We start from the raw sequence: 22,251 nt of genomic DNA, 5'->3' as shown, positions 1-22,251 counted from the left end.
AATTCACTCATGGGTAAAACGAAGCTCGCCGTCCTGCTGGCGACCGGCCTGATCACGTCGTGCGTCGGCGCGCAAAATTCGGTCGAGGCGACCATCAAAAAGGCGATCGAACCCCGCCTGGGCGGCGCCAAGATCGAGTCGATCAAGGAAACGCCGTACGCCGGGCTGTACGAACTGCGCGTGGCCGGCGACATCCTGTATACGGACAAGAAGGGTGAATACCTGATCATCGGCCACGTCTACGATGCCAAGACGACGCGCGACCTGACCCGCGAGCGCATCGACGACATCAACAAGATCAAGTTCTCCGACCTGCCACTGAACGACGCCATCAAGCAGGTCAAGGGCGACGGCAAGCGCGTGATCGCCGTGTTCGAAGACCCGAACTGCGGCTACTGCAAGCGCCTGCGCCAGACGACGCTGAAGAACATGGACAACGTGACGATCTACACGTTCATGTACAACATCCTGTCGCCGGACTCGTTCGAGAAGTCGAAGAACATCTGGTGCTCGCCCGACCGCGTCAAGGCCTGGGATGACTGGATGATCAACAACAAGCCGGCAGCGGCCGCGCCGGCGAGCTGCGAGTCGCCGAACGAGAAGGTGCTGGCGCTGGGCCAGAAGCTGCACATCACCGGCACGCCGGCGATCTTCTTCTCGGACGGCAGCCGGATTCCGGGCGCCGTCGACCAGAAAACGCTCGAGGCCAAACTGGCCGCCCTCAAGCAGTAAAACGAAAAGCCCGGCACCGCCGGGTTTTTTACGACCATACCAACAAGCCAAAACAAGGGAGAAGACATGCTCACATTGAACATCAACGGGCGCGACGTCCAGGTCGACGCCGATCCCTCCACGCCCATCCTGTGGACGCTGCGCGACAACCTGAACATGACCGGCACCAAGTTCGGCTGCGGCGCCGCGCTGTGCGGCGCCTGCACCGTGCACCTGGACGGCCAGGCGATCCGCTCCTGCGTCACGCCGATCTCCGCCGCCGCGGGCCACAAGATCACGACCATCGAAGCGATGGAAGCCGACAAGGTCGGCAAGGCCGTGCAGGACGCCTGGGTCAAGCACGACGTCCCGCAGTGCGGCTATTGCCAGAGCGGCCAGGTGATGAGCGCCACGGCACTGCTGCGCGCGAACAAGAAGCCGACCGACACCGACATCGACAACGCCATGAGCGGCAACATCTGCCGTTGCGGCACCTACCAACGCATCCGCGCGGCCATCAAGGATGCCGCCAAGACCCTGGCGTAAGGAGGCCGGTATGCTATTCGATCAGATGAAGAGTGTCGTGCCGGCTGCCGGTGTATCCCGTCGTGATTTCCTGAAAGCCGGCACGCTGGCCACCGGCGGTCTCGTGCTGGGCTTCGTGCTGCCCACCGGCGGCCGCTTCGCCCAGGCCGCGGAAGCCGCCAAGCCGACGGTGTATGCGCCGAACGCGTTCCTGCGCGTGGCGCCGGACAACACGGTGACCGTGATCGTCAACCGCCTCGAGTTCGGCCAGGGCGTGCACACGGCGCTGCCGATGGTGATCGCGGACGAACTCGATGCCGACTGGAGCCAGGTGCGCGCCGAGCTGGCGCCGGCCGCCGACGTCTACAAGGATCCGGCCTTCGGCATCCAGATCACGGGCGGCTCGGGCACCATTGCCCACTCGTTCACGCAATACCGCGAAGTGGGCGCCCGCGCCCGCGCGATGCTGATCCAGGCCGCCGCGCAGCAGTGGAAGGTGAATCCGTCCCAGTGCCGCACGGCGAAAGGCGTCGTCTACGGCCCGGCGGGCCAGAAGGCCACGTACGGCGCGCTGGCCGACGCGGCCATGGCCCTGCCGGTGCCGGAAACCGTCACCCTGAAGGACCAGAAGGCGTTCCGCTACATCGGCAAGCCGATGCCGCGCCTGGACGCCCGCGCCAAGTCGACTGGCCGCCAGCAGTTCGGCCTCGACGTCAAGCCGGCCGGCACCAGGGTCGCGGTCGTCGCGCATCCGCCCGTGTTCGGCGCGAAGGTCGCGAAGTTCGATGCATCGAAGGCCAAGGCCGTGCGCGGCGTGATCGCCGTGCTGGAGATCCCGGTGGACCGCGGCGGCCGCGGCGTGGCCGTCGTCGCCGACGGCTACTGGCCCGCCAAGCAGGCGCGCGACCTGCTCGCCATCGAGTGGGACACGGGCGCCGTCGAAAAAGTTGACAGCGACAAGCAGCTGGCGCAGTTCGCGGAACTGGCGAAGACGCCGGGCGCCGTCGCGCGCAAGGCCGACACGTCGAAGCTGGCAAGCGCGAACAAGAAGATCTCCGCCGTCTACGAATTCCCGTACCTGGCACACGCGCCGATGGAACCGCTCAACTGCACGGTCGACCTGAAGGATGACGCCTGCACGCTGTGGGTCGGCTCGCAGTTCCAGACCGTCGACCAGGCCGCGGCCGCGGCGGCGGCCGGCCTGAAGCCCGAGCAGGTCACCTTGAACACGATGATGGCGGGCGGCGGCTTCGGCCGGCGTGCGGTGCCCACGTCGGACGTGATCGTGGAAGCCGTCAACATCGCCAAGGCGTACAAAGCCGCGGGCCATGCCGGTCCGGTGAAACTGATCTGGAGCCGCGAGGACGACATCCGCGGCGGCTACTACCGTCCGTCGCACATCCACCGCGCCGACATCGGCCTGGACGCCGGCGGCAACATCGTCGCCTGGGACCACACGATCGTCGGCCAGTCGATCATCAGCGGCACGCCGTTCGAACCGATGATGGTCAAGAACGGCGTCGACGCCACGATGGTCGAAGGCATGGGCGAGCCGTACGACGTGCCATTGAACCTGACCGCGCACATGGTCAAGGCCAACGTGCCTGTGCTGTGGTGGCGTTCCGTGGGCTCCACGCACACGGCGTTCGTGATGGAGACGCTGATCGACGAGGCGGCCCATGCGGCCGGCCAGGACCCGGTCGCGTACCGCAAGAAGCTGATCGACGCGAAGCATGCGCGCCATCACGCGGCGCTGGACCTCGCCGTCGCCAAATCCGGCTATGGCAGGAAGACCCTGCCGAAAGGGCATGCATACGGCGTCGCGCTGCACGAGTCGTTCAACACGGTCGTCGCCTACGTCGTCGAAGCGTCCATCGTCGACGGCAGCCCGAAGGTGCACAAGGTCACGGCCGCCGTGCACTGCAACCTGCCCGTCAACCCGATGTCCATCGAGGCCCAGGTGCAGGGCGCGGCGCTGATGGGCCTCGGCACGACCTTGCCGGGCGCGCGCATCACCCTGAAGGACGGCGTCGTCGAGCAGCAGAACTTCGGCGACTACACGGTGGCGCGCATGAACGACATGCCGCACGTCGACGTGTTCATCGTGCCGTCGCAGGATCCGCCGACGGGCATGGGCGAACCGGGCCTGCCGCCGCTGGCGCCGGCACTGGCCAATGCCGTGTTCAAGCTGACCGGCAAGCGCCTGCGCAAGCTGCCGTTCGACCTGGCGGCCGCGTGAGCATGTCCCTGGTCGGCATCCTGCTGGCGGCCGGCCGGGGGCGCCGTTTCGATCCGGCCGGCGCGCGCAACAAGCTGTTGCAGCCGCTGGACGGGGAGCCCGTCGTCGTGGCGAGCGCACGCACGCTGATGGCGGCGGTGCCGCGCGTGATCGCCGTCGTGCCGCCGCTTGATGCCGGCGTCGGCGAGCGGCTGGCCGCGCTCGGGTGCGACGTGACCGTGTGCCCGGATGCCGACAGCGGCATGGCGGCCTCGCTCACGCATGCCATCCGCCATTCGCTGGCGCTGCAGCCACAGGCCTGGCTGGTGGCGCTGGGCGACATGCCCTATGTCGATCCGGCCACGCTGCGGCGCCTCGCCGACGCGCTGGCGGCCGGCGCGGGCATCGCGGCGCCCGTGATGGATGGGCGGCGGGGCAATCCGGTCGGTTTCGGTGCCGTTCACCTGGATGCGCTGCTGGCTTTGAGCGGCGATGCGGGGGCGCGGCGCCTGTTGCAGGCGTTTCCCGTGACCGAGGTGCCGGTCGACGACCCGGGGATCTTCCGCGACATCGATCTGCCCGCGGACCTGACGGGAACGTAATCCCAACCGTGTGAATACGCTCTTTCTTGAAAAATCCGATTACACTACGGCGCATCGGAGAGAGATTGTTCACGCCATATGAAAAAAGCACCCCAGAAGCAGCCCCCGGCCATCCACTACACCATCGTCCCGAAGGACCTGGCCGGGCACCTGTTCAACGTCACCGTCACCGTGGCGGAGCCCGATCCGGAAGGGCAGGTGTTCGCGCTGCCGGCCTGGATCCCGGGCAGCTACATGATCCGCGAGTTCGCCCGCAACATCGTGCGCATCCGCGCCGAGGCCGGGGGTGCTGCGGTCCGTCTCACGAAGCTGGACAAGCACTCGTGGCAGGCGGCGCCCGCCGCCGGACCGCTGACGCTGCACTACGAGGTGTATGCCTGGGACCTGTCGGTGCGCGCCGCCCACCTGGACCAGACCCACGGCTTCTTCAACGGCACGAGCGTATTCCTGCGCGTCGTGGGCCAGGAAGCGCGGCCGCACCAGGTCGACATCCAGCGCCCGGGCGACCCGGCCACCCGCACCTGGCGCGTGGCCACATCGCTGCCGGAAGCGGGCGCGAAGCGCTACGGCTTCGGCACCTATGCCGCGGGCGACTACGATGAACTGATCGACCACCCCGTCGAGATGGGCGATTTCGCGTTGGGCGGCTTTACCGCGCACGGCGTCCGCCACGACATCGTCATCACGGGACGCGTGCCGAACCTGGACATGGCGCGCCTGGAAAAAGACCTGAAAGCCATCTGCGAAACGCAGATCGCGTTCTTCGAGCCGAAGACGAAGAAGGCGCCGATGGACCGCTACGTGTTCCTGACGATGGTCGTCGGCGACGGCTACGGCGGCCTGGAACACCGCGCGTCGACGGCGCTGATCTGCGCGCGCAGCGACTTGCCGACGACGGCCGCGCCGAAGACCGCCGAGCCGAACGAGGGCTACATCAAGTTCCTGGGCCTGTGCAGCCACGAGTATTTCCACACCTGGAACGTCAAGCGCATCAAGCCGGCCGTGTTTGCGCCGTACGACCTGCAGGTCGAAAACTACACGCCCCTGCTGTGGCTGTTCGAAGGCTTCACCAGCTATTACGATGACCTGATGCTCGTGCGCAGCGGGATCATCAGCGAAGCCACGTACTTCAAGCTGCTCGGCAAGACCGTCGGCAGCGTCCTGCGCGGCACGGGCCGCACGAAGCAGAGCATCGCCGATTCCAGCTTCGACGCGTGGAGCAAGTACTACCGCCAGGACGAGAACGCGCCGAACGCCATCATCAGCTATTACACCAAGGGCTCCCTCGTGGGCCTCGCGTTCGACCTGACGATCCGCGCGAAGACGGAAGGCGCGAAGTCGCTGGACGACATCATGCTCGCGCTGTGGGACCGCTACGGCCGCGATTTCTACAAGGGTGGGGCGCGCGGCGTGACGGAGCAGGAGGTCGAAAGCCTGTTCGACGAGGCGAGCGGCGTCCGGTTGAAGTCGATCTTCGACCGCTACATCCGCGGCACGGAAGACATCCCGCTGGCCAAGCTGTACGCGCCGTTCAGCGTCAAGGTGACGGAAGAGCGCAAGAATGCCAAGCCGTCGCTGGACGTCGGCGTCGGCCGCGACGCCGCCGGCGTCAAGCTGACGCAGGTGCACGAAGGCGGCGCGGCGCATCAGGCGGGTCTGTCGGCCGGCGACATCCTCATCGCCGTCGACAGCCTGCGCGTGAACGCCAACCCATCGAACCTGGACCAGCTGTTCGCGCGCTACCGCGTGGGCGACACGGTGACCGTGCATGCATTCCGCCGCGACGAGCTGATGGCGTTCGACGTCACCCTGCAGGGCGATCGCGTGCCATGCGTGCAGATCTCGGTGGCGCCGGGCACGCGCAAGGGGCCTGCGGTCAAGCGGCCGAGCGCGAGTTAACGGGGTAAATACGACCGCAGCAGATCGAAATCGATCGGCTTGGTGAGGTGATGATCGAACCCGGCCGCGAACGCGCGCTCGCGGTCCTTCTGCTGTCCCCACCCGGTCGTCGCGATCAGCGTGATACCCGCACCCAGAGGTAACGCGCGCACCCGGCGCGCGAGTTCATAGCCGTTCATGTCCGGCAGGCCGATGTCGAGCAGGGCGACGGCCGGCGCGAAGCCGGGCAGCATGTCCAGCGCGCGGGCGGCCGTCGATGCCGTCTTCACGTCGAAGCCATACAGTTCCAGCGTCATCGCCAGCGTCTCGCCGGCATCCTCGTTGTCGTCCACGACGAGGACGCGCAACTGGGACGGCGCCGCGCCGCTCGATGCGGGCACCGGTGCAGGTGCGCACACGCTGCCCGCCGCCAGCGGCAGCCGCATCGTGAACGTGCTGCCGAGACCGGGCCCGGGACTGTCCGCGTGCACGCTGCCGCCATGCAGTTGGACGATGCCGCGCACGAGCGCCAGGCCAATGCCGAGGCCTCCCTTCGAACGCTCCAGCGCGGGTTCGAGCTGGGAGAACATGTCGAAGACGGTGGCGAGCGCCGAGGCGGGCAGGCCGATGCCGTTGTCGCGCACGCTGATCTCGGCCGTGCCGTCGTCGCACGACAGGCATAGTTCGATCGTGCCGCCGTCCGGCGTGTACTTGGCGGCATTGGTCAGCAGGTTGATGACGACCTGCGCGAGGCGCGTCGCGTCGCCGTCCACGATCACGGGCGGTTCGGCGATGGACACGCGCAGCGTGTGGCGCGCCGCTTCCATCGTCGCAGCGAGGTCGTGCGCCGCGCCCTGCACGAGGGCCGACAGTTCCACCGGCGCGCGCTGCAGCTGCATGCGTCCCTGCGTGATGCGCGAGACTTCCATCAGGTCGTCGACGAGGCGCGTCATGTGGCGCAGCTGCCGGTCGAACGCCTGCAGCAGGCGGTTGTCCGTGCCCTGGCCGAACTTCAGCTTGAGGATGTCGAGCGCGCTGCGCATCGGCGCGAGCGGGTTGCGCAGTTCGTGCGACAAGGTCGCGAGGAATTCGTCCTTGCGCCGGTCCGCGGCCGACAGCTGGGCATTCAGTTTTTTCAGTGCCTCCTCGGCGCTGCGGCGCGCGTCCAGCGCCGCTTCCGCCGTCTTGCGGGCCGCCAGCAGTTCCCGTTCGTAGGCCCGGCGGTCCGATGCCTTGAACAGGGCCCAGTGGTCGAGCATGCCGTCCGCTTCCTGGCGGCGACTGATGTTGATGAGCACGGGGATGCGCTCCTGGCGCTTGTTGCGCAGGTCGACCTGGATCTCGGCCACCGAGCCCTGCACCTGCAGGATCGGCTGGCAATGCGTGTGGTAGAACAGGCGGGCGCCCACCGGCAGCAGGTCCTGCATGCGCAGCTTGCCGACGAGTTCCTCTTCCGCATAGCCGAGCCATGTGCACGCCATGCTGTTCGCCTTCAGGATCACGCCGTCGGCGGCCGTCAGCAGCAGCGCGCAGGCGGCCTGGTCGAACAGGATGTCGCCGGACGGCGCGGTAGGCACGGATGTCAGCGCAGGGCGTGCGCGAGGAAGTTGTCGATGGCGCGCGAGCTTTCCGTGGGCGCGCTCATGTGCGGGCAGTGACCGACGTTCTCGATGACGTGCAGGACGCTGTTCGGCAGGTGCCGGTGCAGGAAGTCGCCGACCTGGCGTGGTGCCACCAGGTCGTCGCTGCATTGCAGGATCAGGGCCGGCACGGTCGACCGGGGCACGTCCGCGCGGTAGTCGGACAGGAACGTCACGCGGGCGAAGTGCTTGGCGATCTCGGGATCGTTGCGGCAAAAGCTCTCGGTCAGTTCCGCGCGCAGTTCCGGACGGTCGGGCACGCCCATGATCGCGGGCGCCAGGCTGCTCGACCAGCCGAGGTAGTTGGCGTCCATCGTCTCGAGCAGTTCGTCGATGTCTTCGCGGCTGAACCCGCCGACGTAGTCGCCGTCGTTGATGTAGCAGGGCGACGGACCCACCATGACCTGGGCCAGGAATTTTTCCGGCGCCTTGATCGTCGCCAGCATGCCGATCATCGTGCTGACGGAATGGCCGACGAAGATGACGGGACCCGTCGCGAATGCGTCCACGATTTCCAGCAGGTCGTCCGCGTAGCCGTGCAGCGTGCCGTATTTGTCGCGGTCGTAGGCGGACAGGTCGGAGCCGCCGCTGCCGACTAGGTCGAACGCGATCGTGCGGAAGCGATCTTCGTACGCGGGCGTCAGGAAGCGCCACATGGTCTGGTCGCAACCGAAGCCGTGGGCAAACACCATCGTTGCCGGACCGTTGCCGGCCAGCCGGACGTTATTCCTGCGTTGCACGTTGGACATGATTATAAAATTTGTAGAAATGTAACGCAGGATTATAGGCCGGATATTGCCGAGCAGGCGCACCCGTGGCGCATGCGGTTACGGCCCGTCCGCACCCGCCGTCAGGACATCGATCATGGCACGAATCGCGGCCGACTGTCGCCGGTGCGGCGCGTACACGACGGAAAAGGGCCGCGAGCGGCCGCGCAAATGGGGCAGCACTTCGACGAGCCGCCCGGCCGCCACGTGTTCGCGCACGATGAAGTCGTAGCTCTGGCCGATGCCGATGCCGGCCACCGCCAGCGAGACGACGCCCAGTACGTCGTCCGACACCTCGATCGTGGCCGGCGCCGTCCACTCGACGTCGGTGTCGCCATCGCGGAATACCCACGGCGCGATCTTGCCTGTGCGCGGCAGGATGAACGGCAGGCAGGCATGCCCCTGCAGGTCGTCCAGCGTGCGCGGCGTCCCGGCTCGTGCCAGGTAGTCCGGTGACGCCACCAGGCACAGCGTCTCGTCGGCCAGCTTGCGCGCCACGAGGCCGCTGTCGGGCAGGTGGCCGAGGCGGATCGCGAGATCGTAGCCTTCGGCGACGAGGTCGACGCTGCGGTTCGTGATGTTCAGTTCTACCTTCACGTTCGGATACCGCCGCGTGAAGCGCGCCAGCAGGGCGGGGACGCGGTGGTGGCCCCACGTCGTCGGCACGCTCATGCGGATGCGCCCCGCCAGCGCCGCCGCCTGTCCCTGGATCTCGCGCTCCGCGTCGCCCAGCAGCGCGAAGGCCGTATGTGCCTGCTCCAGGTAGTGGCGGCCGGCTTCCGTCAGCGTGACGCGGCGCGTGGTCCGTCGCAGTAATTGCGTGCCGAGGCGGTTTTCCAGCCGCGTCACCGCGCGGCTCAGCACGGACGCCGTCGTCGCCAGCGCGACGGCTCCAGCCGTGAACGATTCACGGTCCGCCACGGCCAGGAACGCTTCCAGGTCGTCCAGATAGTCGAATTGTCGGCTGATTTCGTCCTCCCAAGAACAAATGAATTCCTTTTGACCCAGTTTATCTGCTTCGGCTGAAACAATAAAGTTGCGCTACCTGATCACCGAAAGGAACCGCAATGGACTTGAAACTGAAAGACAAAACGGCGCTCGTCACCGGCGCCACGGCCGGCATCGGCCTGGCCATCGCCCGCACGCTGGCGCAAGAAGGCGCGGCCGTCGCCATCACGGGGCGTGATGCCGGCAAGCTCGACGCCGCCATCGCCCAGATCCGCGCCGCCACGCCGGACGCCGTCGTGACGCCCGTCGTCGCCGACCTCGCCGACGCAGCCGGCGCGGCCGCCGTCGCGCAGGCCGTGCCCGACGTCGATATCCTCGTCAACAACCTCGGCTATTACGAGGGCAAGGCGTTCACCGACATCACGGACGACGACTGGCTGCGCATGTTCGACGTCAACGTGATGTCGGGCGTCCGCCTCGCCCGCCATTATTTCCCGCGCCTGCTCGCGAAGAACTGGGGCCGGGTGCTCTTCATCTCCAGCGAGGTGGGCGCATTCACGCCGCCGGACATGATCCATTATGGCGTCAGCAAATCCGCCCAGCTCGCGGTGGCGCGGGGCCTCGCCGAACTGACGCGCGGGACCGGCGTGACCGTCAACAGCGTCCTCCCGGCGGCCACGCGCTCGGACGGCATCGTCGACTACCTGCGCCAGACGGCGCCGCGGCCCGGCATGACGGATGCGGAGATCGAAGCGCACTTCTTCGCCACCTATCGCCCGAGTTCATTGATCGCGCGGATGATAGACGCGGACGAGGTGGCGGCGATGGTCGCGCTGCTCGCGAGTCCGCTCGGCGCCGCGACCAATGGCGCGGCCGTGCGCGTGGAGGGCGGCAGCTACCGCTCGATCCTTTGATTGACTGGACAGGAACCATCATGAACATCCGCCTCCCTGCACTGGCCATCCTCGCCACGCTCACCGTGACCGCGGCGACCGCGGCCGATACCTCCCGCGTCGAACGCTGGCGCAGCTACGCTGGCGTCAGCTGGGATGGGCCCCGCGACGGCAGCGACCCGGCGCCGTTCGCGAACTCGGTGAACGCGCCCATCGCCGGCATCCACTTCGACGCCGCCGGCCGTGCCTTCGTCAGCACGCCGCGTCTCGTGGCCGCCGATGCGCCGGCCACGCTGAGCCTCCTCGATACCCGCGCCACCACGGGCCCCGCACGCCTGACGGCTTTCCCGTCGCAGGAAGCGAATGCAGTGACGGGCGCACCGGCCACGCACCTGCGCAACGTGCTGGGCTTTCATATCGACCGGCGCAACGGCTGGTTGTGGGCGCTTGACCAGGGCTTCGTCGCGGGCGAGGCCGAAGCGCCGGCCGGCGGCCAGAAGATCGTCGTGTTCAATGTGCGCACGGGGAAGACCGTCCGCACGATCCCGCTCGACGCGGTGGCCGACCGCACAGGCAGCTTCCTGAACGACATCGCCGTGGACGAGGTCCGCAAAGTGGCCTACGTGTCCGACAGCGGCCTGCGCAGTGCGCCCGACAACCAGGCCGGCATCATCGTCGTGGATTATGCGTCGGGCCGCGCGCGGCGTGTGCTCGACCGGCATCCGGCCGTGCTGCCGCAGCCGGGCGCGAAGGTCGTGTCGCACGGTGCGGAAGTGTGGCCCGGCAAGCCGCTCGTGCTGGGCGTGAACGGCATCGCCCTGTCGCCGGACAGGAGCACGCTGTACTGGACGGTGACGACCGGCACGCACGCGTACGCGATCCCGACGTCGCTGCTGCGCGACGCGCACGCGCGTCCGGCCACGTTGGCCGCCGCCGTGCGCGACCTGGGCGATGTGGGTGGCAACACGGACGGCATCGTCACGGACAAGGCGGGCAATCTATGGATCACGGACGTCACCCGCAACGGCATCGTGCGCTACGACCCGCGCACGGGAACGCTGGCGCTGCAGGCCGCGAGCGACGGCGTGCGCTGGCCGGACACGCCCGCCATCGGACCTGACGGCGGCGTCGTGTTCACGGCCAGCCACCTGAACGGGCATTTCGCCGGGCAGGTCAAAGCGGGCGAGGAACGTTACGAGTTGTGGCGGCTGAAGTGAGACTGACGGGCGTCATTCCGACGCCTGCGGCCCCGCCAGGCTGCGCAGCTGATACCGCTCGCTGTCCGCGAACAGGAACGTTTCGGAGAACGTGAGCCTGCCCGTCGGCGGGGGCGGCAGCGGCGAACTGCGCCGTACGGACGCCAGCGCGATCTCGGACGCATCCGGATTGCGCGAGCGCTGCACGGCCACGTCCGCCAGCTGGCCGTCGCGGTCGACCGTGATCTCGAGTACGACGATGGCCGGCAGCATGGGCGGCAAGATGCCTGTGTAGGTGCGTTCGGGATTGTGGTCGGCCACGTGGTGCGCGACCTGGGTCTTGTAATTGTCCAGGCCCGGGGGCACGGGCGCTGTCGGCGATGTTGGCGCTGTGGGTGTCCCAGGATGGAAAATGTGTCCGACGGAAGAGGTGACGGCCTCGGTGGCCGTCCTGACGCTCGAGCATCCGCTCAAGCCTGCGATCAACGTGATGAGAACGAGGCCTGGGCGGATGATCGTGTCCATGTCAGTCGAATAAGCGCTTGAGTTCCGTGCCGGGATCGGGCGCGCGCATGAACGCTTCGCCCACGAGGAAGGCATGCACGTCGGCGTCGCGCATGCGCTTGACGTCGGCGGGCGCCAGGATCGCGGACTCGGTGACCACGAGCCGCTCCGCCGGAATGCGCGGCAGCAGGCCGATGGTCGTGTCGAGCGTGACCTCGAAGGTGCGCAGGTTGCGGTTGTTGATGCCCAGCAGGCGCGTGTTGAGCTTCAGGGCCGCATCCAGTTCGTCGCCGTCATGAACTTCGACCAGCACGTCCATGCCGAGTTCCCGGGCGCATGCCTCCAAGTCGGCCATCAGGCCATGATCCAACGCAGCGACGATCAGCAAAATCGCGTCCGCACCCATCGCGCGGGCTTCGTACACCTGGTACGGGTCGATGATGAAATCCTTGCGGATCACGGGCAGGCCGCACGCGGCGCGCGCCTGCTTCAGGTACTCGGGCGAGCCCTGGAAGAATTGCACGTCGGTCAGGACGGACAGGCACGATGCGCCGCCCGCCGCATAGCTGCGGGCGATGTCGGCCGGGCGGAAGTCGGCGCGGATCACGCCCTTCGACGGCGACGCCTTTTTCACTTCCGCGATCACGCCGGCGCGGCCCGCCTCGATGGTGCGGCGCAGGCTCGTTTCGAAGCCGCGCAGGTCGGCGCGCAGGGCGGTATCGCTTTCGACGTCGCGGCGCAGGCTGTTGAAATCGCGCTGCCGTTTCGCTGCCGCGACTTCGGTGGCTTTGACGTCGAGGATCTTGTTCAGGATATCGGACATGATGGTATTCAGTGTTGTTTCGCCAGCGCCAGCTTGACGCCGAGCCAGACGAACAGGCCGCCCGTGGCGCGGTTGAGCCATTGCGTGACGGCGGGGTTCAGTTTCAGACGGGCGCGTGCCTGCGCGGTGAACAGCGCCAGCGCATGGCACCACAACATGCCGTTGATGTTGAAGATGGCGCCGAGGATCAGGAAGGCGATGGCCTTGTGCGGCGCGTTCGCGTCGATGAATTGCGGGACGAACGCGAGGAAGAACAGCGCCACCTTCGGGTTCAGCACGTTCGTCAGGATGCCTTGCGCGTAGATGCGGCGCAGGGGCAGCGGGGCGACGGTCAGCGGCTTGTCGACGCCATCGCCGCGCTTGCTGAGCAGCATGCCGACAGCCAGGTACAGGATGTACGCGGCACCGAGCAGCTTGACGACGGTGAACGCGGCGGCCGACGTGGCCAGAATCGCCGACAGGCCAAGCGCAGCGGCGAAGATGTGCACGAACGTGCCCGTGCCGATGCCGAGGGCCGCCGCGCTGCCGGCGCGCCAGCCCTGCGTCGCGCTGCGCGTCATGATGAGCAACGAGTCCGGCCCCGGCATGACGTTCAGCAGCAGGCCGGAGACCACGAACAGGGCAAGGTCGTGGATGCCGAACATGTCAGCCCGCCGCGCCGAGGGATCGCGTGACGCTCACGAACTGGTCGAGCTTCGCCAGCGCCGCGCCCGACGCGATGGCGGTGCGCGCGCGCTGCAGGCCGTCCTCGATGGACGCCGCCACGCCGGCCGCGTACAGCGCCGTGCCCGCGTTCAGCGCCACGATGTCGTGGGCCGGCCCCGGTTCGCCGCGCAGCGCTTCCATGATGCGCGCCTTCGATTCGGTCGCATCGGCCACCTTCAGGTTGCGGCTGGCGATCATTGCGAGGCCGAAGTCTTCCGGGTGGATCTCGTATTCGCGGATTTCGCCGTTGACCAGTTCACCGACCATCGTGCCGGCGCCGAGCGAGACTTCGTCCATGTTGTCGCGGCCCCAGACGACGAGCGCATGCTGGGCGCCGAGGCGCTGCAGCACGCGCACCTGGATGCCGACGAGGTCCGGGTGGAACACGCCCATCAGGATGTTCGGCGCGCCGGCCGGATTCGTCAGCGGGCCGAGGATGTTGAAGATGCTGCGCACGCCCATCTCGCGTCGCACGGCCGCCACGTTCTTCATGGCGGCATGGTGGTTCGGCGCGAACATGAAGCCGATGCCCGTCTGCGCGATCGACTGCGCGATCTGCTCGGGCTTCAGGTCGATGTGCGCGCCCAGCGATTCGATGACGTCGGCGCTGCCGGACGACGACGACACGCTGCGCCCGCCGTGCTTCGCGACACGCGCGCCCGCGGCGGCCGCGACGAACATCGACGCGGTCGAGATATTGAAAGTGTGCGCACCGTCGCCGCCGGTGCCGACGATGTCGACGAGGTGCGTCGTGTCGGCCATCGGGACCTTGGTGGAGAACTCGCGCATCACCTGTGCGGCGGCGGTGATCTCGCCGATGGTTTCCTTCTTCACGCGCAGGCCCATGGTCAGCGCGGCGACCATCGTCGGCGAAATTTCGCCGGACATGATCTGGCGGAACAGATGCAGCATCTCGTCGTGGAAGATTTCACGGTGCTCGATGCAGCGGAGGAGGGCTTCTTGTGGGGTGATCATGGCAAGTCCAATTCTTGGAATTCAATTTGGCCACGCGGCCTTCGAACCGTCATTCCCGCGGAAGCGGGAATCCATAGACAGTCTGCATCGTCGCGAACTTAAGAGGCCGCAGACTTCGGCGCTTCAGTATGGGTTCCCGCCTACGCGGGAACGACGTGGTTCTTGCTTACGCGGTGCGGTCGAGGAAGTTCTTCAGCATCGCATGCCCGTGCTCCGACAGGATCGACTCCGGGTGGAACTGCACGCCCTCGATATCGAATTCCTTGTGGCGCACGCCCATGATCTCGCCGTCGTCCGTCCACGCCGTCACTTCCAGGCACGCCGGCAGCGACGCGCGCTCGATCGCGAGCGAGTGGTAGCGGATCACCGTGAAGGGGCTCGGCAGGCCCTTGAAGACGCCTTCGCCGATATGCGCGATCTTCGACGTCTTGCCGTGCATGACCTGCTTGGCGCGGATGATGTTGCCGCCGAACGCTTCGCCGATCGCCTGGTGGCCCAGGCACACGCCGAGGATCGGCTTCTTCCCTTTGAATTCGCGCAGCACGTCCACCGACACGCCGGCATCCTTGGGCGCCTTCGGGCCCGGCGAGATGCAGATGCGGTCCGGGTTCATGGCCGCGATCTCTTCGAGGGTGATCTCGTCGTTGCGCACGGTGCGCACATCCTCGCCCAGCTCACCGAAGTACTGCACGATGTTGTAGGTGAACGAGTCGTAGTTGTCGATCATGAGCAGCATGTCAGATCTCCCCATCCAGTCCGTCTTGCACTTGCTCGGCCGCGCGCAGCACGGCGCGCGCCTTGTGTTCTGTTTCGAGCCATTCCATCTCGGGGATGGAATCCGCGACGATGCCCGCCGACGCCTGCACGTACAGGTTGCCGTCCTTGATCACGCCCGTGCGGATCGCGATCGCCACGTCCATCTCGCCGCCGAACGACAGGTAACCGCAGGCGCCGCCGTAGATGCCGCGCATCACGGGTTCGAGTTCGTCGATGATTTCCATCGCGCGCACTTTCGGCGCACCCGTCAGCGTGCCGGCCGGGAAGGTGGCGCGCAGCACGTCCAGGTTCGACATGCCGTCCTTCAGCGTGCCTTCCACGTTGGAGACGATGTGCTGCACGTGCGAGTACTTCTCGATGACCATCTGGTCCGTGACCTTGACGCTGCCGGTCGTGGCGATGCGGCCGATGTCGTTGCGCGCCAGGTCGATCAGCATCACGTGTTCCGCCACTTCCTTCGGATCGTTCAGCAGTTCGTGCGCCAGCTCGGCGTCGCGTTCCGGCGTCGAACCGCGCGGGCGGGTGCCGGCGATCGGGCGCAGCGTCACCTTGCGGCCGCCGTCGGCGTCCTTCTCGTTGCGCACCAGGATCTCGGGCGACGAACCCACGATCTGCATGTCGCCGAAGTTGTAGTAATACATGTACGGCGACGGGTTCAGCGAACGCAGCGAACGGTACAGCGACAGTGGCGAATCCACGTACGGCTTGCGGATGCGCTGGCCGATCTGCACCTGCATCAGGTCGCCGGCCATCACGTATTCCTTCGCGACGGCGACGGCTTTTAAATAGTCTTCCTTGCTGAAGTCGCGTACGGCCTCGGTCCGTACGGAGCTCGACGTCACCGGTGCGTCCACGCTCCGGCGCAGCATCACGCGCAAGTCCTTCAGGCGCTGGCGGGCCTTGTTGTAGGCCTCGGGCTGGGACGGATCGGCATACACGATCAGGTACAGCTTGCCCGACAGGTTGTCGATCACCGCCAGCTCTTCCGTCACCATCAGCTGGATTTCCGGCAGGTCCAGTTCGTCGCGCGGTGCCGTGTGCGCCAGCTTCTTCTCGATGTGGCGCACGGTGTCGTAGCCGAAGTAGCCGGCCAGGCCGCCGCAGAAGCGGGGCAGGCCCGGGCGCAGCGCGACCTTGAAGCGGGATTGATAGGCCTCGATGAAGTCGAGCGGATTGCCTTCGTGCGTCTCGATGACTTCCCCGTTCTTCTCGACCGTCGTGACGTTGCCGCGCGTGCGCAGCAGCGTCTTGGCCGGCAGGCCGATGAAGGAGTAGCGGCCGAAGCGCTCGCCGCCGACCACGGACTCGAGCAGGAACGTGTTCTTGCCGGCGTCCTGGCTCTGGGCCAGCTTCAGGTACAGCGTGAGCGGGGTTTCGAGATCGGCAAATGCTTCCGCGATCAGGGGGATACGGTTATAGCCTTGCGTGGCGAGCGATTTGAATTCGAGTTCGGTCATGCTTTTCTCCGGGCCGCCCGCAGGAAGGGGAACGGGCGGCGATTTCTTCAAAAAACCTGCCGGTATCTATGTGCACAAGGCGTGCACCGGCAGCAATCAGCTTGGGTCAGATGGACCAGGATTGCCAGCGTCGCCACAGCCAGGCCTCATGGGCACCGGTTGGGTTGACGATGTGTTTTTTGGCGAAAAACATGGAGTAGATGGTTTAGGAGTTGGCTTTGTTATGAGCGCTGATCAGTTCAGCCGCTTCAAGTAGCGAATCAACTATACCATCGGAATTAATAGTTTGCACAGGTTTTCCGTGGTTGTAGCCATACGGGACCGACAACACGAAACACCCGGCCGCGCGCGCGGCTTCGGCGTCGTTGCTGGAGTCGCCGATCGCAACCACGCGCGCCGGCTCCACGTCGAAGTCGCGGCAGACCTGCAGCAGCGGCATCGGATCCGGCTTCTTGCGCGGGAACGAGTCGCCGCCGTAGACCAGTTCGAAGAACGGCGTGAGGCCCTTCTTCGCCAGCAGCGGCTGGGTGAACGCGACGGGCTTGTTGGTCACGCACGCGAGGCGCAGGCCCAGGTCCTTCAGGGCCTGCAAGCCTTCGATCACGTGCGGGTACAGCGTGGCGCGTTCGCCGTTGATGGCGAGGTAGTGGCGCTGGTAGGCGGCCATCGCGTCGTCGAACATGGCGTCGATGCGATCCGTGTCGAAGTCGCGGGCCAGCACGTCGCGGATCAGCTTTTCCGATCCCTTGCCGACCATCGGTTCAATGATCTGCTGGGTGATCGGCGCCAGGCCGAATTCCGCGCGCATGCCGTTCAGCGCGAGCTCGAAATCCGGCACGGTGTGCAGCATCGTGCCGTCCAGGTCGATGATGGCGGCCCGGATCGCCGCAGCGCCGCTTTTCATTACGCCGCCTTCTTCGCGACGGTGGCCAGCTCGGCGCGCATTGCGTCGATGACGGCCTTGTAGTCCGGCTTGCCGAAGATGGCGGAACCGGCCACGAACGTGTCGGCGCCGGCTTCGGCGGCCGCGGCGATGTTGTCGGCCTTGATGCCGCCGTCGACTTCCAGCAGGATGTCGCGGCCCGATTCATCGATCATGCGGCGCGCGAGCGCGATTTTCTTCAGCGCTTCCGGGATGAACGACTGGCCGCCGAAGCCCGGGTTGACGGACATGATGAGGATCATGTCGATCTTGTCCATCACGTGGTCCAGGTGGTGCAGCGGCGTGCCCGGGTTGAACACGAGGCCGGCCTTGCAGCCGTTGTCGCGGATGAGCTGCAGCGTGCGGTCGATGTGTTCCGACGCTTCCGGGTGGAAGGTGATGATGTCGGCACCGGCCTTGGCGAAATCGGGGATGATGCGGTCGACCGGCTTGACCATCAGGTGGACGTCGATCGGCACCTGCACGTGCGGACGGATGGCCTGGCACACCAGCGGGCCGATGGTCAGGTTGGGAACATAATGGTTGTCCATCACGTCGAAGTGGATGATGTCGGCGCCGGCGGCGACGACATTGCGCACTTCCTCGCCCAGGCGGGCGAAGTCGGCGGACAGGATGCTGGGAGCGATGCGGTAGGTCATGATGGGCCGGAGGTTGCTTTAGACAAAGCCAGCATTGTACGCCGACGTCGTGTTTTCGGCGGGCGTTGTATCATGTCGACCACGCGCTCTTTTGCTAATCTAACAAGGAACACCGATGCCCGCCTACGATTTCGAGATCACCGTCAGGACCCAATACCTGCCGGAGCAATCCCACCCGGAGCGGACGCAGCACGTGTTCACCTACACCATCACGATCAAGAACACGGGCACCGTCGCGGCCCAGCTGATCTCGCGCCACTGGGTGATCACGGACGCCAACAACCAGGTGCAGGAAGTGCGGGGCCTGGGCGTCGTCGGCCACCAGCCGCTGCTGCAGCCGGGTGAGCAGTTCGAATACACGAGCGGCACCCAGCTGGCAACGAACCAGGGCTCGATGGTCGGCGAGTATTTCTTCGTCGCCGAGGACGGGCACCGCTTCGAGGTCAAGATCCCCGAGTTCGTGCTGTCGCTGCCGCACGCATTGCATTAATCTTTCGTATCGTTGTTCCTCTGCTCGGGCTTACGGCCCGAGAACATCGTCCACCAGACGATGAACACCAGCAGGAACAAGGCCACGCCGGCCTCCAACATCAGTATCCACATCGCGCATTTCCTATGGTTTCGACACGCCGCAGTGTACCCGCTTTATTGACCCTCGTCGCCTTGCTGGCGGCCTGTACGACGACACCGCCCCCGCAGCCGCAACCGCCGGTCAAGCTGCCGCCGCCCGTCGGCCCCGTGACTGTGCCGCCCACCCAGCCGCCGGCGCAACCGCAGCCGCAGCCGGCACCGCCGCCCACGCCCCTGTTTACGCCCGTGACGTTCGATGTGCTGCCGGGCTGGCAGCAGGACGACCTGCGCCAGGCCTGGCCCGCGTTCCAGGCGTCGTGCCGCGCGCTCGGCGCGAAGCCGGACTGGAAGGCGCCGTGCGCCGCCGGCAAGCTGGTCGACCCGGGCGACGGCACGGCCATCCGCCAGTTCTTCGAGACGTATTTCGTGCCGAATCTCGTGCGCGCGCCCGACGGCGCCGACGCGGGCCTGATCACCGGTTATTACGAGCCGATGCTGCGCGGCGCCCGCAAGCGCGGCGGTGCGTACCAGACGCCTCTCTATAAAGTGCCGGATGACCTGATCACCGTGGACCTGGCCAGTGTCTATCCGAGCCTGAAGGGCATGCGGCTGCGCGGACGCCTCGTCGGCAAGACCGTCGTCCCGTACGCGACGCGCGCCGACATCGAACGCGCGCGCCTCCCGGGCAAGGAACTGGTGTGGGTCGACGATCCGGTGGAGGCGTTCTTCCTCGAGGTGCAGGGCTCCGGCCGCGTGCAGCTGGACGATGGCGACACCGTGCGCATCGCCTACGCCGACCAGAACGGCCATCCGTACAAGGCGATCGGCCGCTGGCTGATCGACCAGGGAGAATTGGCGCCGGGCGAGGCGACGGCGCAGGGCATCAAGGCGTGGATCGCCGCGCACCCGGAGCGCCGCCAGGAACTCCTCAACGTCAACCCGAGCTACGTGTTCTTCCGCGAAGAGCGCCTGCCCGATCCGAACGTGGGACCGAAGGGCGCCCTGGGCGTGCCGCTGACCCCCACGCGCTCCGTCGCCGTCGACCCGGCCTTCATCCCGCTCGGCGCGCCGCTGTTCCTGTCGACGACGGAGCCGGCCGGCGACGTGCCGCTGCAGCGCCTCGTGATGGCGCAGGACACGGGCGGCGCCATCAAGGGCGCCGTGCGTGCGGATTTCTTCTTCGGCTTCGGCGGGCAGGCGGCCGACAACGCGGGCCGCATGAAGCAGCGCGGGCAGATCTGGGCGCTGCTGCCACGTCAGACTTACTGACGTATTTGGTGCAGGCGGGTGCCGAACAGCGTGGTGAGCGTCAGCAGCAGGGCGCCCGCCGCGACGACCGTCAGGCCGCCGCGCACGCCGAGCCGCTCGGCCAGCGCACCGGCACCGGCCGCGCCGACCGGGGCCACGGCCACCGTCATGAAGCGCATCGTCGACGTCATCCGGCCCAGCAGCGCATCGGGCGTGACGCGCTGGCGTAGCGCGAGATAGGGCAGGAAGAACAGGGTGCCGCCGCAATCGAGGCAGAACACGACGCCGGCATACGCGGCCGCGGTCGCGGCGCGGCTGCCCAGCAGGTCGCGCGGGATCGTCGGCATCAGCATGAAGCCGAGGCACGAGATGCACAGTCCCGTGGCGATGGCGCCGCCGGAGCCGAAGCGGCGCGTTAGCGGTTTCAACATCAGGGAACTGAGTAATACCCCGGCGCCGCCCAGCATCTGCGAGGTGCCCATCAGGCCCGGCGACATCCCCAGCACGCGCGTGGCGAACAGCACGTACAGCGCCGTGTAGCCATAGAACAGCAGGTGCCAGCAGGCGGATGACCACGCCAGCAGCCGCAGCACCGGCTGGCTCCACACGAATTTCAGGCCTTCGGCCACGTCGCGCAGCACGTGCGATTGCGGCGGCTGCGGTTGCGGCTCGCGCGTGCGGATCCGGCGCAGATTCCACAACGAGACTGTAAAGCCGGCCACGTTGCACAGGATCGCGACGGGCGCCCCCAGCGCCTGCACGAGCAGGCCCGCGATGCCGGGGCCGAGCAGGCGCGAGGCGGATTCCGTCGCGCCCAGCTTCGACTGCGCATCGATGAGGCCATCGCGGCCCACCAGGAACGTCAGGAAGATCTGCTCCGCGCTACCGCCCACGACGAATCCCGTCCCCAGCATGAACTGCACCGCATACAGCCAGTGCACGCTGAGCCACCCCTGCCACCACGCGAACGGCACGCTGGCGAGGCTCAGCGCGACCATCGCATCGCTGGCCAGCATCACGGGCAGGCGCCGGCTGCGGTCGAGCAGGACGCCCGTCGGCAGCGAGAACAGGAGAAATGGGAGCGAGCCGACGGCGGCCAGGGTGCCCATCTGGGCGGGCGTCGCGTGCAGCAGCAGGGCGGCGCAGATCGGGAGGGCCAGCAGCGTGATCTGGGCACCGAAATTGGTCAGCGTGCTGCTGAACCAGAAACGGCGAAAGTCGACGTTGCGCAGCTGGCGGTCGGTGGCGAAGCTGCGGAGGAGGGCGATGGGGGACACCAGGACATGATAGCAAACGCATGATTGCCGTATACGTCACATGCGTCGTTCAGGCGCTACAATCTGGGCTCATCTTATTAAGGGGTGTCCCATGGAATATTCTGATCTGCTGATCGAGCACCACGACAAGGTGGTCGTGATCCGCCTGAACCGTCCGAAGGCGATGAACGCCCTCAACGACAACATGATGAACGAGCTGGGCGACGCGCTGTATAAATTCGACGCCGACCCGGCCGTCAACGTCATCATCCTGACCGGCAGCGACAAGGTGTTCGCCGCTGGCGCCGACATCGCCGCGATGGCCAATTACTCGTATGCCGACACGTATCCGGGCAATTACATCGGCCGCAACTGGGAGCACATCCTGAACGTGCGCAAGCCGGTGATCGGTGTCGTTGCCGGCTACGCGCTGGGCGGCGGTTGCGAACTGGCGATGATGTGCGACTTCCTGATCGCGTCGGACACGGCCAAGTTCGGCCAGCCGGAGATCAAGGTCGGCGTGACCCCGGGCGCCGGCGGCACGCAGCGCCTGCCGCGCGCGATCGGCAAGTCGAAGGCGATGGACATGCTGCTGACGGCGCGCATGATCGACGCGGCGGAAGCGGAGCGCACGGGCCTCGTGTCGCGCGTCGTGCCGGCCGACCTCGTGATGACGGTGGCGCTGGAAGTGGCGGAAACGATCGCGGCGATGCCGGTGTCGGTGGCCATGCAGATCAAGGATGCCGTCAACCGCGCGTTCGAGACGACCTTGACCGAAGGCGTACGTTATGAACGCCGCTTCTTCCATGCCGGCTTCGGTACGCCGGCGCAGAAGGAGGGGATGGCTGCGTTCCTGGAAAAGCGTAAGCCGAATTTCGAAGGGATGTAATTTTTCCACAGGCCTTGCATGGACGCGGGCGGGTTTGCTATAGTTCGCGTCCTGCTTCTGCAGCGCACGAAATCGAAAGAATTCAGTG

At 66.7% G+C, this 22,251-nt stretch carries 22 protein-coding genes; 10 read left to right on the top strand and 12 right to left on the bottom strand.

Annotation, left to right across the window (positions count from 1 at the left end):
• Positions 1 to 9: 9 nt before the first annotated feature.
• From P0M04_RS05235 to P0M04_RS05215, 5 genes are all read left to right on the top strand, one after another.
• Positions 10 to 732: a DsbC family protein gene (locus P0M04_RS05235; RefSeq protein ID WP_259447902.1), complete on the top strand. Its 723-nt coding sequence runs from the start codon at positions 10 to 12 to the stop codon at positions 730 to 732.
• Between the two features lie 66 nt (positions 733 to 798).
• A complete protein-coding gene (locus P0M04_RS05230; RefSeq protein WP_259447901.1) occupies positions 799 to 1,257 on the top strand; it encodes a (2Fe-2S)-binding protein in 459 nt (152 codons plus the stop codon).
• Between the two features lie 10 nt (positions 1,258 to 1,267).
• On the top strand, positions 1,268 to 3,475 hold the full coding sequence (locus P0M04_RS05225) for a xanthine dehydrogenase family protein molybdopterin-binding subunit (RefSeq protein WP_259447900.1): 2,208 nt from the start codon (positions 1,268 to 1,270) through the stop codon (positions 3,473 to 3,475).
• Positions 3,476 to 3,477: 2 nt separating this feature from the next.
• A complete protein-coding gene (locus tag P0M04_RS05220; RefSeq protein ID WP_259448488.1) occupies positions 3,478 to 4,056 on the top strand; it encodes a nucleotidyltransferase family protein in 579 nt (192 codons plus the stop codon).
• A 78-nt stretch (positions 4,057 to 4,134) separates the two neighbouring features.
• Entirely contained in the window at positions 4,135 to 5,955 is a 1,821-nt protein-coding gene (locus P0M04_RS05215; RefSeq protein WP_259447899.1) for a M61 family metallopeptidase, read from the top strand.
• On the opposite strand, the gene P0M04_RS05210 is transcribed toward P0M04_RS05215, so the two are convergent.
• The 3 genes from P0M04_RS05210 to P0M04_RS05200 all read right to left on the bottom strand — a co-directional run bounded on the left by P0M04_RS05210 (position 5,952) and on the right by P0M04_RS05200 (position 9,310).
• Positions 5,952 to 7,511 carry a hybrid sensor histidine kinase/response regulator gene (locus tag P0M04_RS05210; protein WP_259447898.1) on the bottom strand — a complete coding sequence of 520 codons (1,560 nt, stop codon included), beginning with the start codon at positions 7,509 to 7,511 and terminating at the stop codon, positions 5,952 to 5,954. The two genes, P0M04_RS05215 and P0M04_RS05210, sit on opposite strands and share 4 nt — an antisense overlap.
• Before the next feature lie 5 nt (positions 7,512 to 7,516).
• Complete coding sequence (locus P0M04_RS05205) at positions 7,517 to 8,323, bottom strand: alpha/beta fold hydrolase (RefSeq protein WP_259447897.1); 807 nt, start codon at positions 8,321 to 8,323, stop codon at positions 7,517 to 7,519.
• 78 nt (positions 8,324 to 8,401) lie between these two features.
• Complete coding sequence (locus P0M04_RS05200) at positions 8,402 to 9,310, bottom strand: LysR family transcriptional regulator (RefSeq protein WP_259448487.1); 909 nt, start codon at positions 9,308 to 9,310, stop codon at positions 8,402 to 8,404.
• Between the two features lie 98 nt (positions 9,311 to 9,408).
• On the opposite strand from P0M04_RS05200, the gene P0M04_RS05195 reads away from it, so the two are divergent.
• Both P0M04_RS05195 and P0M04_RS05190 read left to right on the top strand, forming a co-directional pair.
• Positions 9,409 to 10,203 carry an SDR family NAD(P)-dependent oxidoreductase gene (locus P0M04_RS05195; RefSeq protein ID WP_259447896.1) on the top strand — a complete coding sequence of 265 codons (795 nt, stop codon included), beginning with the start codon at positions 9,409 to 9,411 and terminating at the stop codon, positions 10,201 to 10,203.
• 20 nt (positions 10,204 to 10,223) lie between these two features.
• On the top strand, positions 10,224 to 11,399 hold the full coding sequence (locus tag P0M04_RS05190) for an L-dopachrome tautomerase-related protein (RefSeq protein WP_259447895.1): 1,176 nt from the start codon (positions 10,224 to 10,226) through the stop codon (positions 11,397 to 11,399).
• A gap of 12 nt (positions 11,400 to 11,411) precedes the next feature.
• Here the strand turns inward: P0M04_RS05190 and P0M04_RS05185 are convergent, their stop codons facing one another.
• The 8 genes from P0M04_RS05185 to rpe all read right to left on the bottom strand — a co-directional run bounded on the left by P0M04_RS05185 (position 11,412) and on the right by rpe (position 18,203).
• Entirely contained in the window at positions 11,412 to 11,744 is a 333-nt protein-coding gene (locus P0M04_RS05185) for an energy transducer TonB (protein ID WP_259447894.1), read from the bottom strand.
• 160 nt (positions 11,745 to 11,904) lie between these two features.
• Complete coding sequence (gene trpC / locus P0M04_RS05180) at positions 11,905 to 12,705, bottom strand: indole-3-glycerol phosphate synthase TrpC (RefSeq protein WP_259447893.1); 801 nt, start codon at positions 12,703 to 12,705, stop codon at positions 11,905 to 11,907.
• Between the two features lie 8 nt (positions 12,706 to 12,713).
• On the bottom strand, positions 12,714 to 13,349 hold the full coding sequence (locus P0M04_RS05175) for a LysE family translocator (RefSeq protein WP_259447892.1): 636 nt from the start codon (positions 13,347 to 13,349) through the stop codon (positions 12,714 to 12,716).
• Between the two features lies 1 nt (position 13,350).
• On the bottom strand, positions 13,351 to 14,385 hold the full coding sequence (gene trpD / locus P0M04_RS05170; protein ID WP_259447891.1) for an anthranilate phosphoribosyltransferase: 1,035 nt from the start codon (positions 14,383 to 14,385) through the stop codon (positions 13,351 to 13,353).
• A gap of 166 nt (positions 14,386 to 14,551) precedes the next feature.
• A complete protein-coding gene (locus tag P0M04_RS05165; RefSeq protein ID WP_258852791.1) occupies positions 14,552 to 15,121 on the bottom strand; it encodes an anthranilate synthase component II in 570 nt (189 codons plus the stop codon).
• A 1-nt stretch (position 15,122) separates the two neighbouring features.
• Positions 15,123 to 16,619, bottom strand: coding sequence for an anthranilate synthase component I (gene trpE / locus P0M04_RS05160; RefSeq protein ID WP_259447890.1), 1,497 nt, complete (start codon positions 16,617 to 16,619; stop codon positions 15,123 to 15,125).
• 205 nt (positions 16,620 to 16,824) lie between these two features.
• The gene (locus P0M04_RS05155; protein WP_259447889.1) at positions 16,825 to 17,523 is read right to left on the bottom strand and encodes a phosphoglycolate phosphatase; all 699 of its coding nucleotides are present in this window, start codon (positions 17,521 to 17,523) and stop codon (positions 16,825 to 16,827) included.
• Positions 17,523 to 18,203 carry a ribulose-phosphate 3-epimerase gene (rpe, locus tag P0M04_RS05150; protein WP_259448486.1) on the bottom strand — a complete coding sequence of 227 codons (681 nt, stop codon included), beginning with the start codon at positions 18,201 to 18,203 and terminating at the stop codon, positions 17,523 to 17,525. Before rpe ends, P0M04_RS05155 begins: the two co-directional genes overlap by 1 nt.
• 112 nt (positions 18,204 to 18,315) lie before the next feature.
• On the opposite strand from rpe, the gene apaG reads away from it, so the two are divergent.
• Entirely contained in the window at positions 18,316 to 18,690 is a 375-nt protein-coding gene (gene apaG / locus P0M04_RS05145) for a Co2+/Mg2+ efflux facilitator ApaG/CorD (protein WP_259447888.1), read from the top strand.
• A gap of 125 nt (positions 18,691 to 18,815) precedes the next feature.
• The gene (mltA, locus tag P0M04_RS05140; RefSeq protein ID WP_259447887.1) at positions 18,816 to 20,039 is read left to right on the top strand and encodes a murein transglycosylase A; all 1,224 of its coding nucleotides are present in this window, start codon (positions 18,816 to 18,818) and stop codon (positions 20,037 to 20,039) included.
• On the opposite strand, the gene P0M04_RS05135 is transcribed toward mltA, so the two are convergent.
• On the bottom strand, positions 20,033 to 21,295 hold the full coding sequence (locus tag P0M04_RS05135; protein ID WP_259447886.1) for an MFS transporter: 1,263 nt from the start codon (positions 21,293 to 21,295) through the stop codon (positions 20,033 to 20,035). The genes mltA and P0M04_RS05135 overlap by 7 nt on opposite strands.
• A gap of 91 nt (positions 21,296 to 21,386) precedes the next feature.
• On the opposite strand from P0M04_RS05135, the gene P0M04_RS05130 reads away from it, so the two are divergent.
• Positions 21,387 to 22,163 carry an enoyl-CoA hydratase gene (locus P0M04_RS05130; RefSeq protein WP_259447885.1) on the top strand — a complete coding sequence of 259 codons (777 nt, stop codon included), beginning with the start codon at positions 21,387 to 21,389 and terminating at the stop codon, positions 22,161 to 22,163.
• Positions 22,164 to 22,251 lie beyond the last annotated feature (88 nt).

Source organism: Telluria mixta (assembly GCF_029223865.1).
Taxonomy (GTDB): domain Bacteria; phylum Pseudomonadota; class Gammaproteobacteria; order Burkholderiales; family Burkholderiaceae_D; genus Telluria; species Telluria mixta.
This window is presented reverse-complemented; position numbering and strand designations above follow the sequence as displayed.

What these genes read in the sequence shown, in the direction of transcription:
- P0M04_RS05235 (WP_259447902.1), top strand. Translation starts at nt 10, where the DNA reads ATGGGTAAAACGAAGCTCGCCGTCCTGCTGGCGACCGGCCTGATCACG.
- P0M04_RS05230 (WP_259447901.1), top strand. Translation starts at nt 799, where the DNA reads ATGCTCACATTGAACATCAACGGGCGCGACGTCCAGGTCGACGCCGAT.
- P0M04_RS05225 (WP_259447900.1), top strand. Translation starts at nt 1,268, where the DNA reads ATGCTATTCGATCAGATGAAGAGTGTCGTGCCGGCTGCCGGTGTATCC.
- P0M04_RS05220 (WP_259448488.1), top strand. Translation starts at nt 3,478, where the DNA reads ATGTCCCTGGTCGGCATCCTGCTGGCGGCCGGCCGGGGGCGCCGTTTC.
- P0M04_RS05215 (WP_259447899.1), top strand. Translation starts at nt 4,135, where the DNA reads ATGAAAAAAGCACCCCAGAAGCAGCCCCCGGCCATCCACTACACCATC.
- P0M04_RS05205 (WP_259447897.1), bottom strand. Translation starts at nt 8,323, where the DNA reads ATGTCCAACGTGCAACGCAGGAATAACGTCCGGCTGGCCGGCAACGGT.
- P0M04_RS05195 (WP_259447896.1), top strand. Translation starts at nt 9,409, where the DNA reads ATGGACTTGAAACTGAAAGACAAAACGGCGCTCGTCACCGGCGCCACG.
- P0M04_RS05190 (WP_259447895.1), top strand. Translation starts at nt 10,224, where the DNA reads ATGAACATCCGCCTCCCTGCACTGGCCATCCTCGCCACGCTCACCGTG.
- trpC (WP_259447893.1), bottom strand. Translation starts at nt 12,705, where the DNA reads ATGTCCGATATCCTGAACAAGATCCTCGACGTCAAAGCCACCGAAGTC.
- P0M04_RS05175 (WP_259447892.1), bottom strand. Translation starts at nt 13,349, where the DNA reads ATGTTCGGCATCCACGACCTTGCCCTGTTCGTGGTCTCCGGCCTGCTG.
- trpD (WP_259447891.1), bottom strand. Translation starts at nt 14,385, where the DNA reads ATGATCACCCCACAAGAAGCCCTCCTCCGCTGCATCGAGCACCGTGAA.
- P0M04_RS05165 (WP_258852791.1), bottom strand. Translation starts at nt 15,121, where the DNA reads ATGCTGCTCATGATCGACAACTACGACTCGTTCACCTACAACATCGTG.
- trpE (WP_259447890.1), bottom strand. Translation starts at nt 16,619, where the DNA reads ATGACCGAACTCGAATTCAAATCGCTCGCCACGCAAGGCTATAACCGT.
- P0M04_RS05155 (WP_259447889.1), bottom strand. Translation starts at nt 17,523, where the DNA reads ATGAAAAGCGGCGCTGCGGCGATCCGGGCCGCCATCATCGACCTGGAC.
- apaG (WP_259447888.1), top strand. Translation starts at nt 18,316, where the DNA reads ATGCCCGCCTACGATTTCGAGATCACCGTCAGGACCCAATACCTGCCG.
- mltA (WP_259447887.1), top strand. Translation starts at nt 18,816, where the DNA reads ATGGTTTCGACACGCCGCAGTGTACCCGCTTTATTGACCCTCGTCGCC.
- P0M04_RS05130 (WP_259447885.1), top strand. Translation starts at nt 21,387, where the DNA reads ATGGAATATTCTGATCTGCTGATCGAGCACCACGACAAGGTGGTCGTG.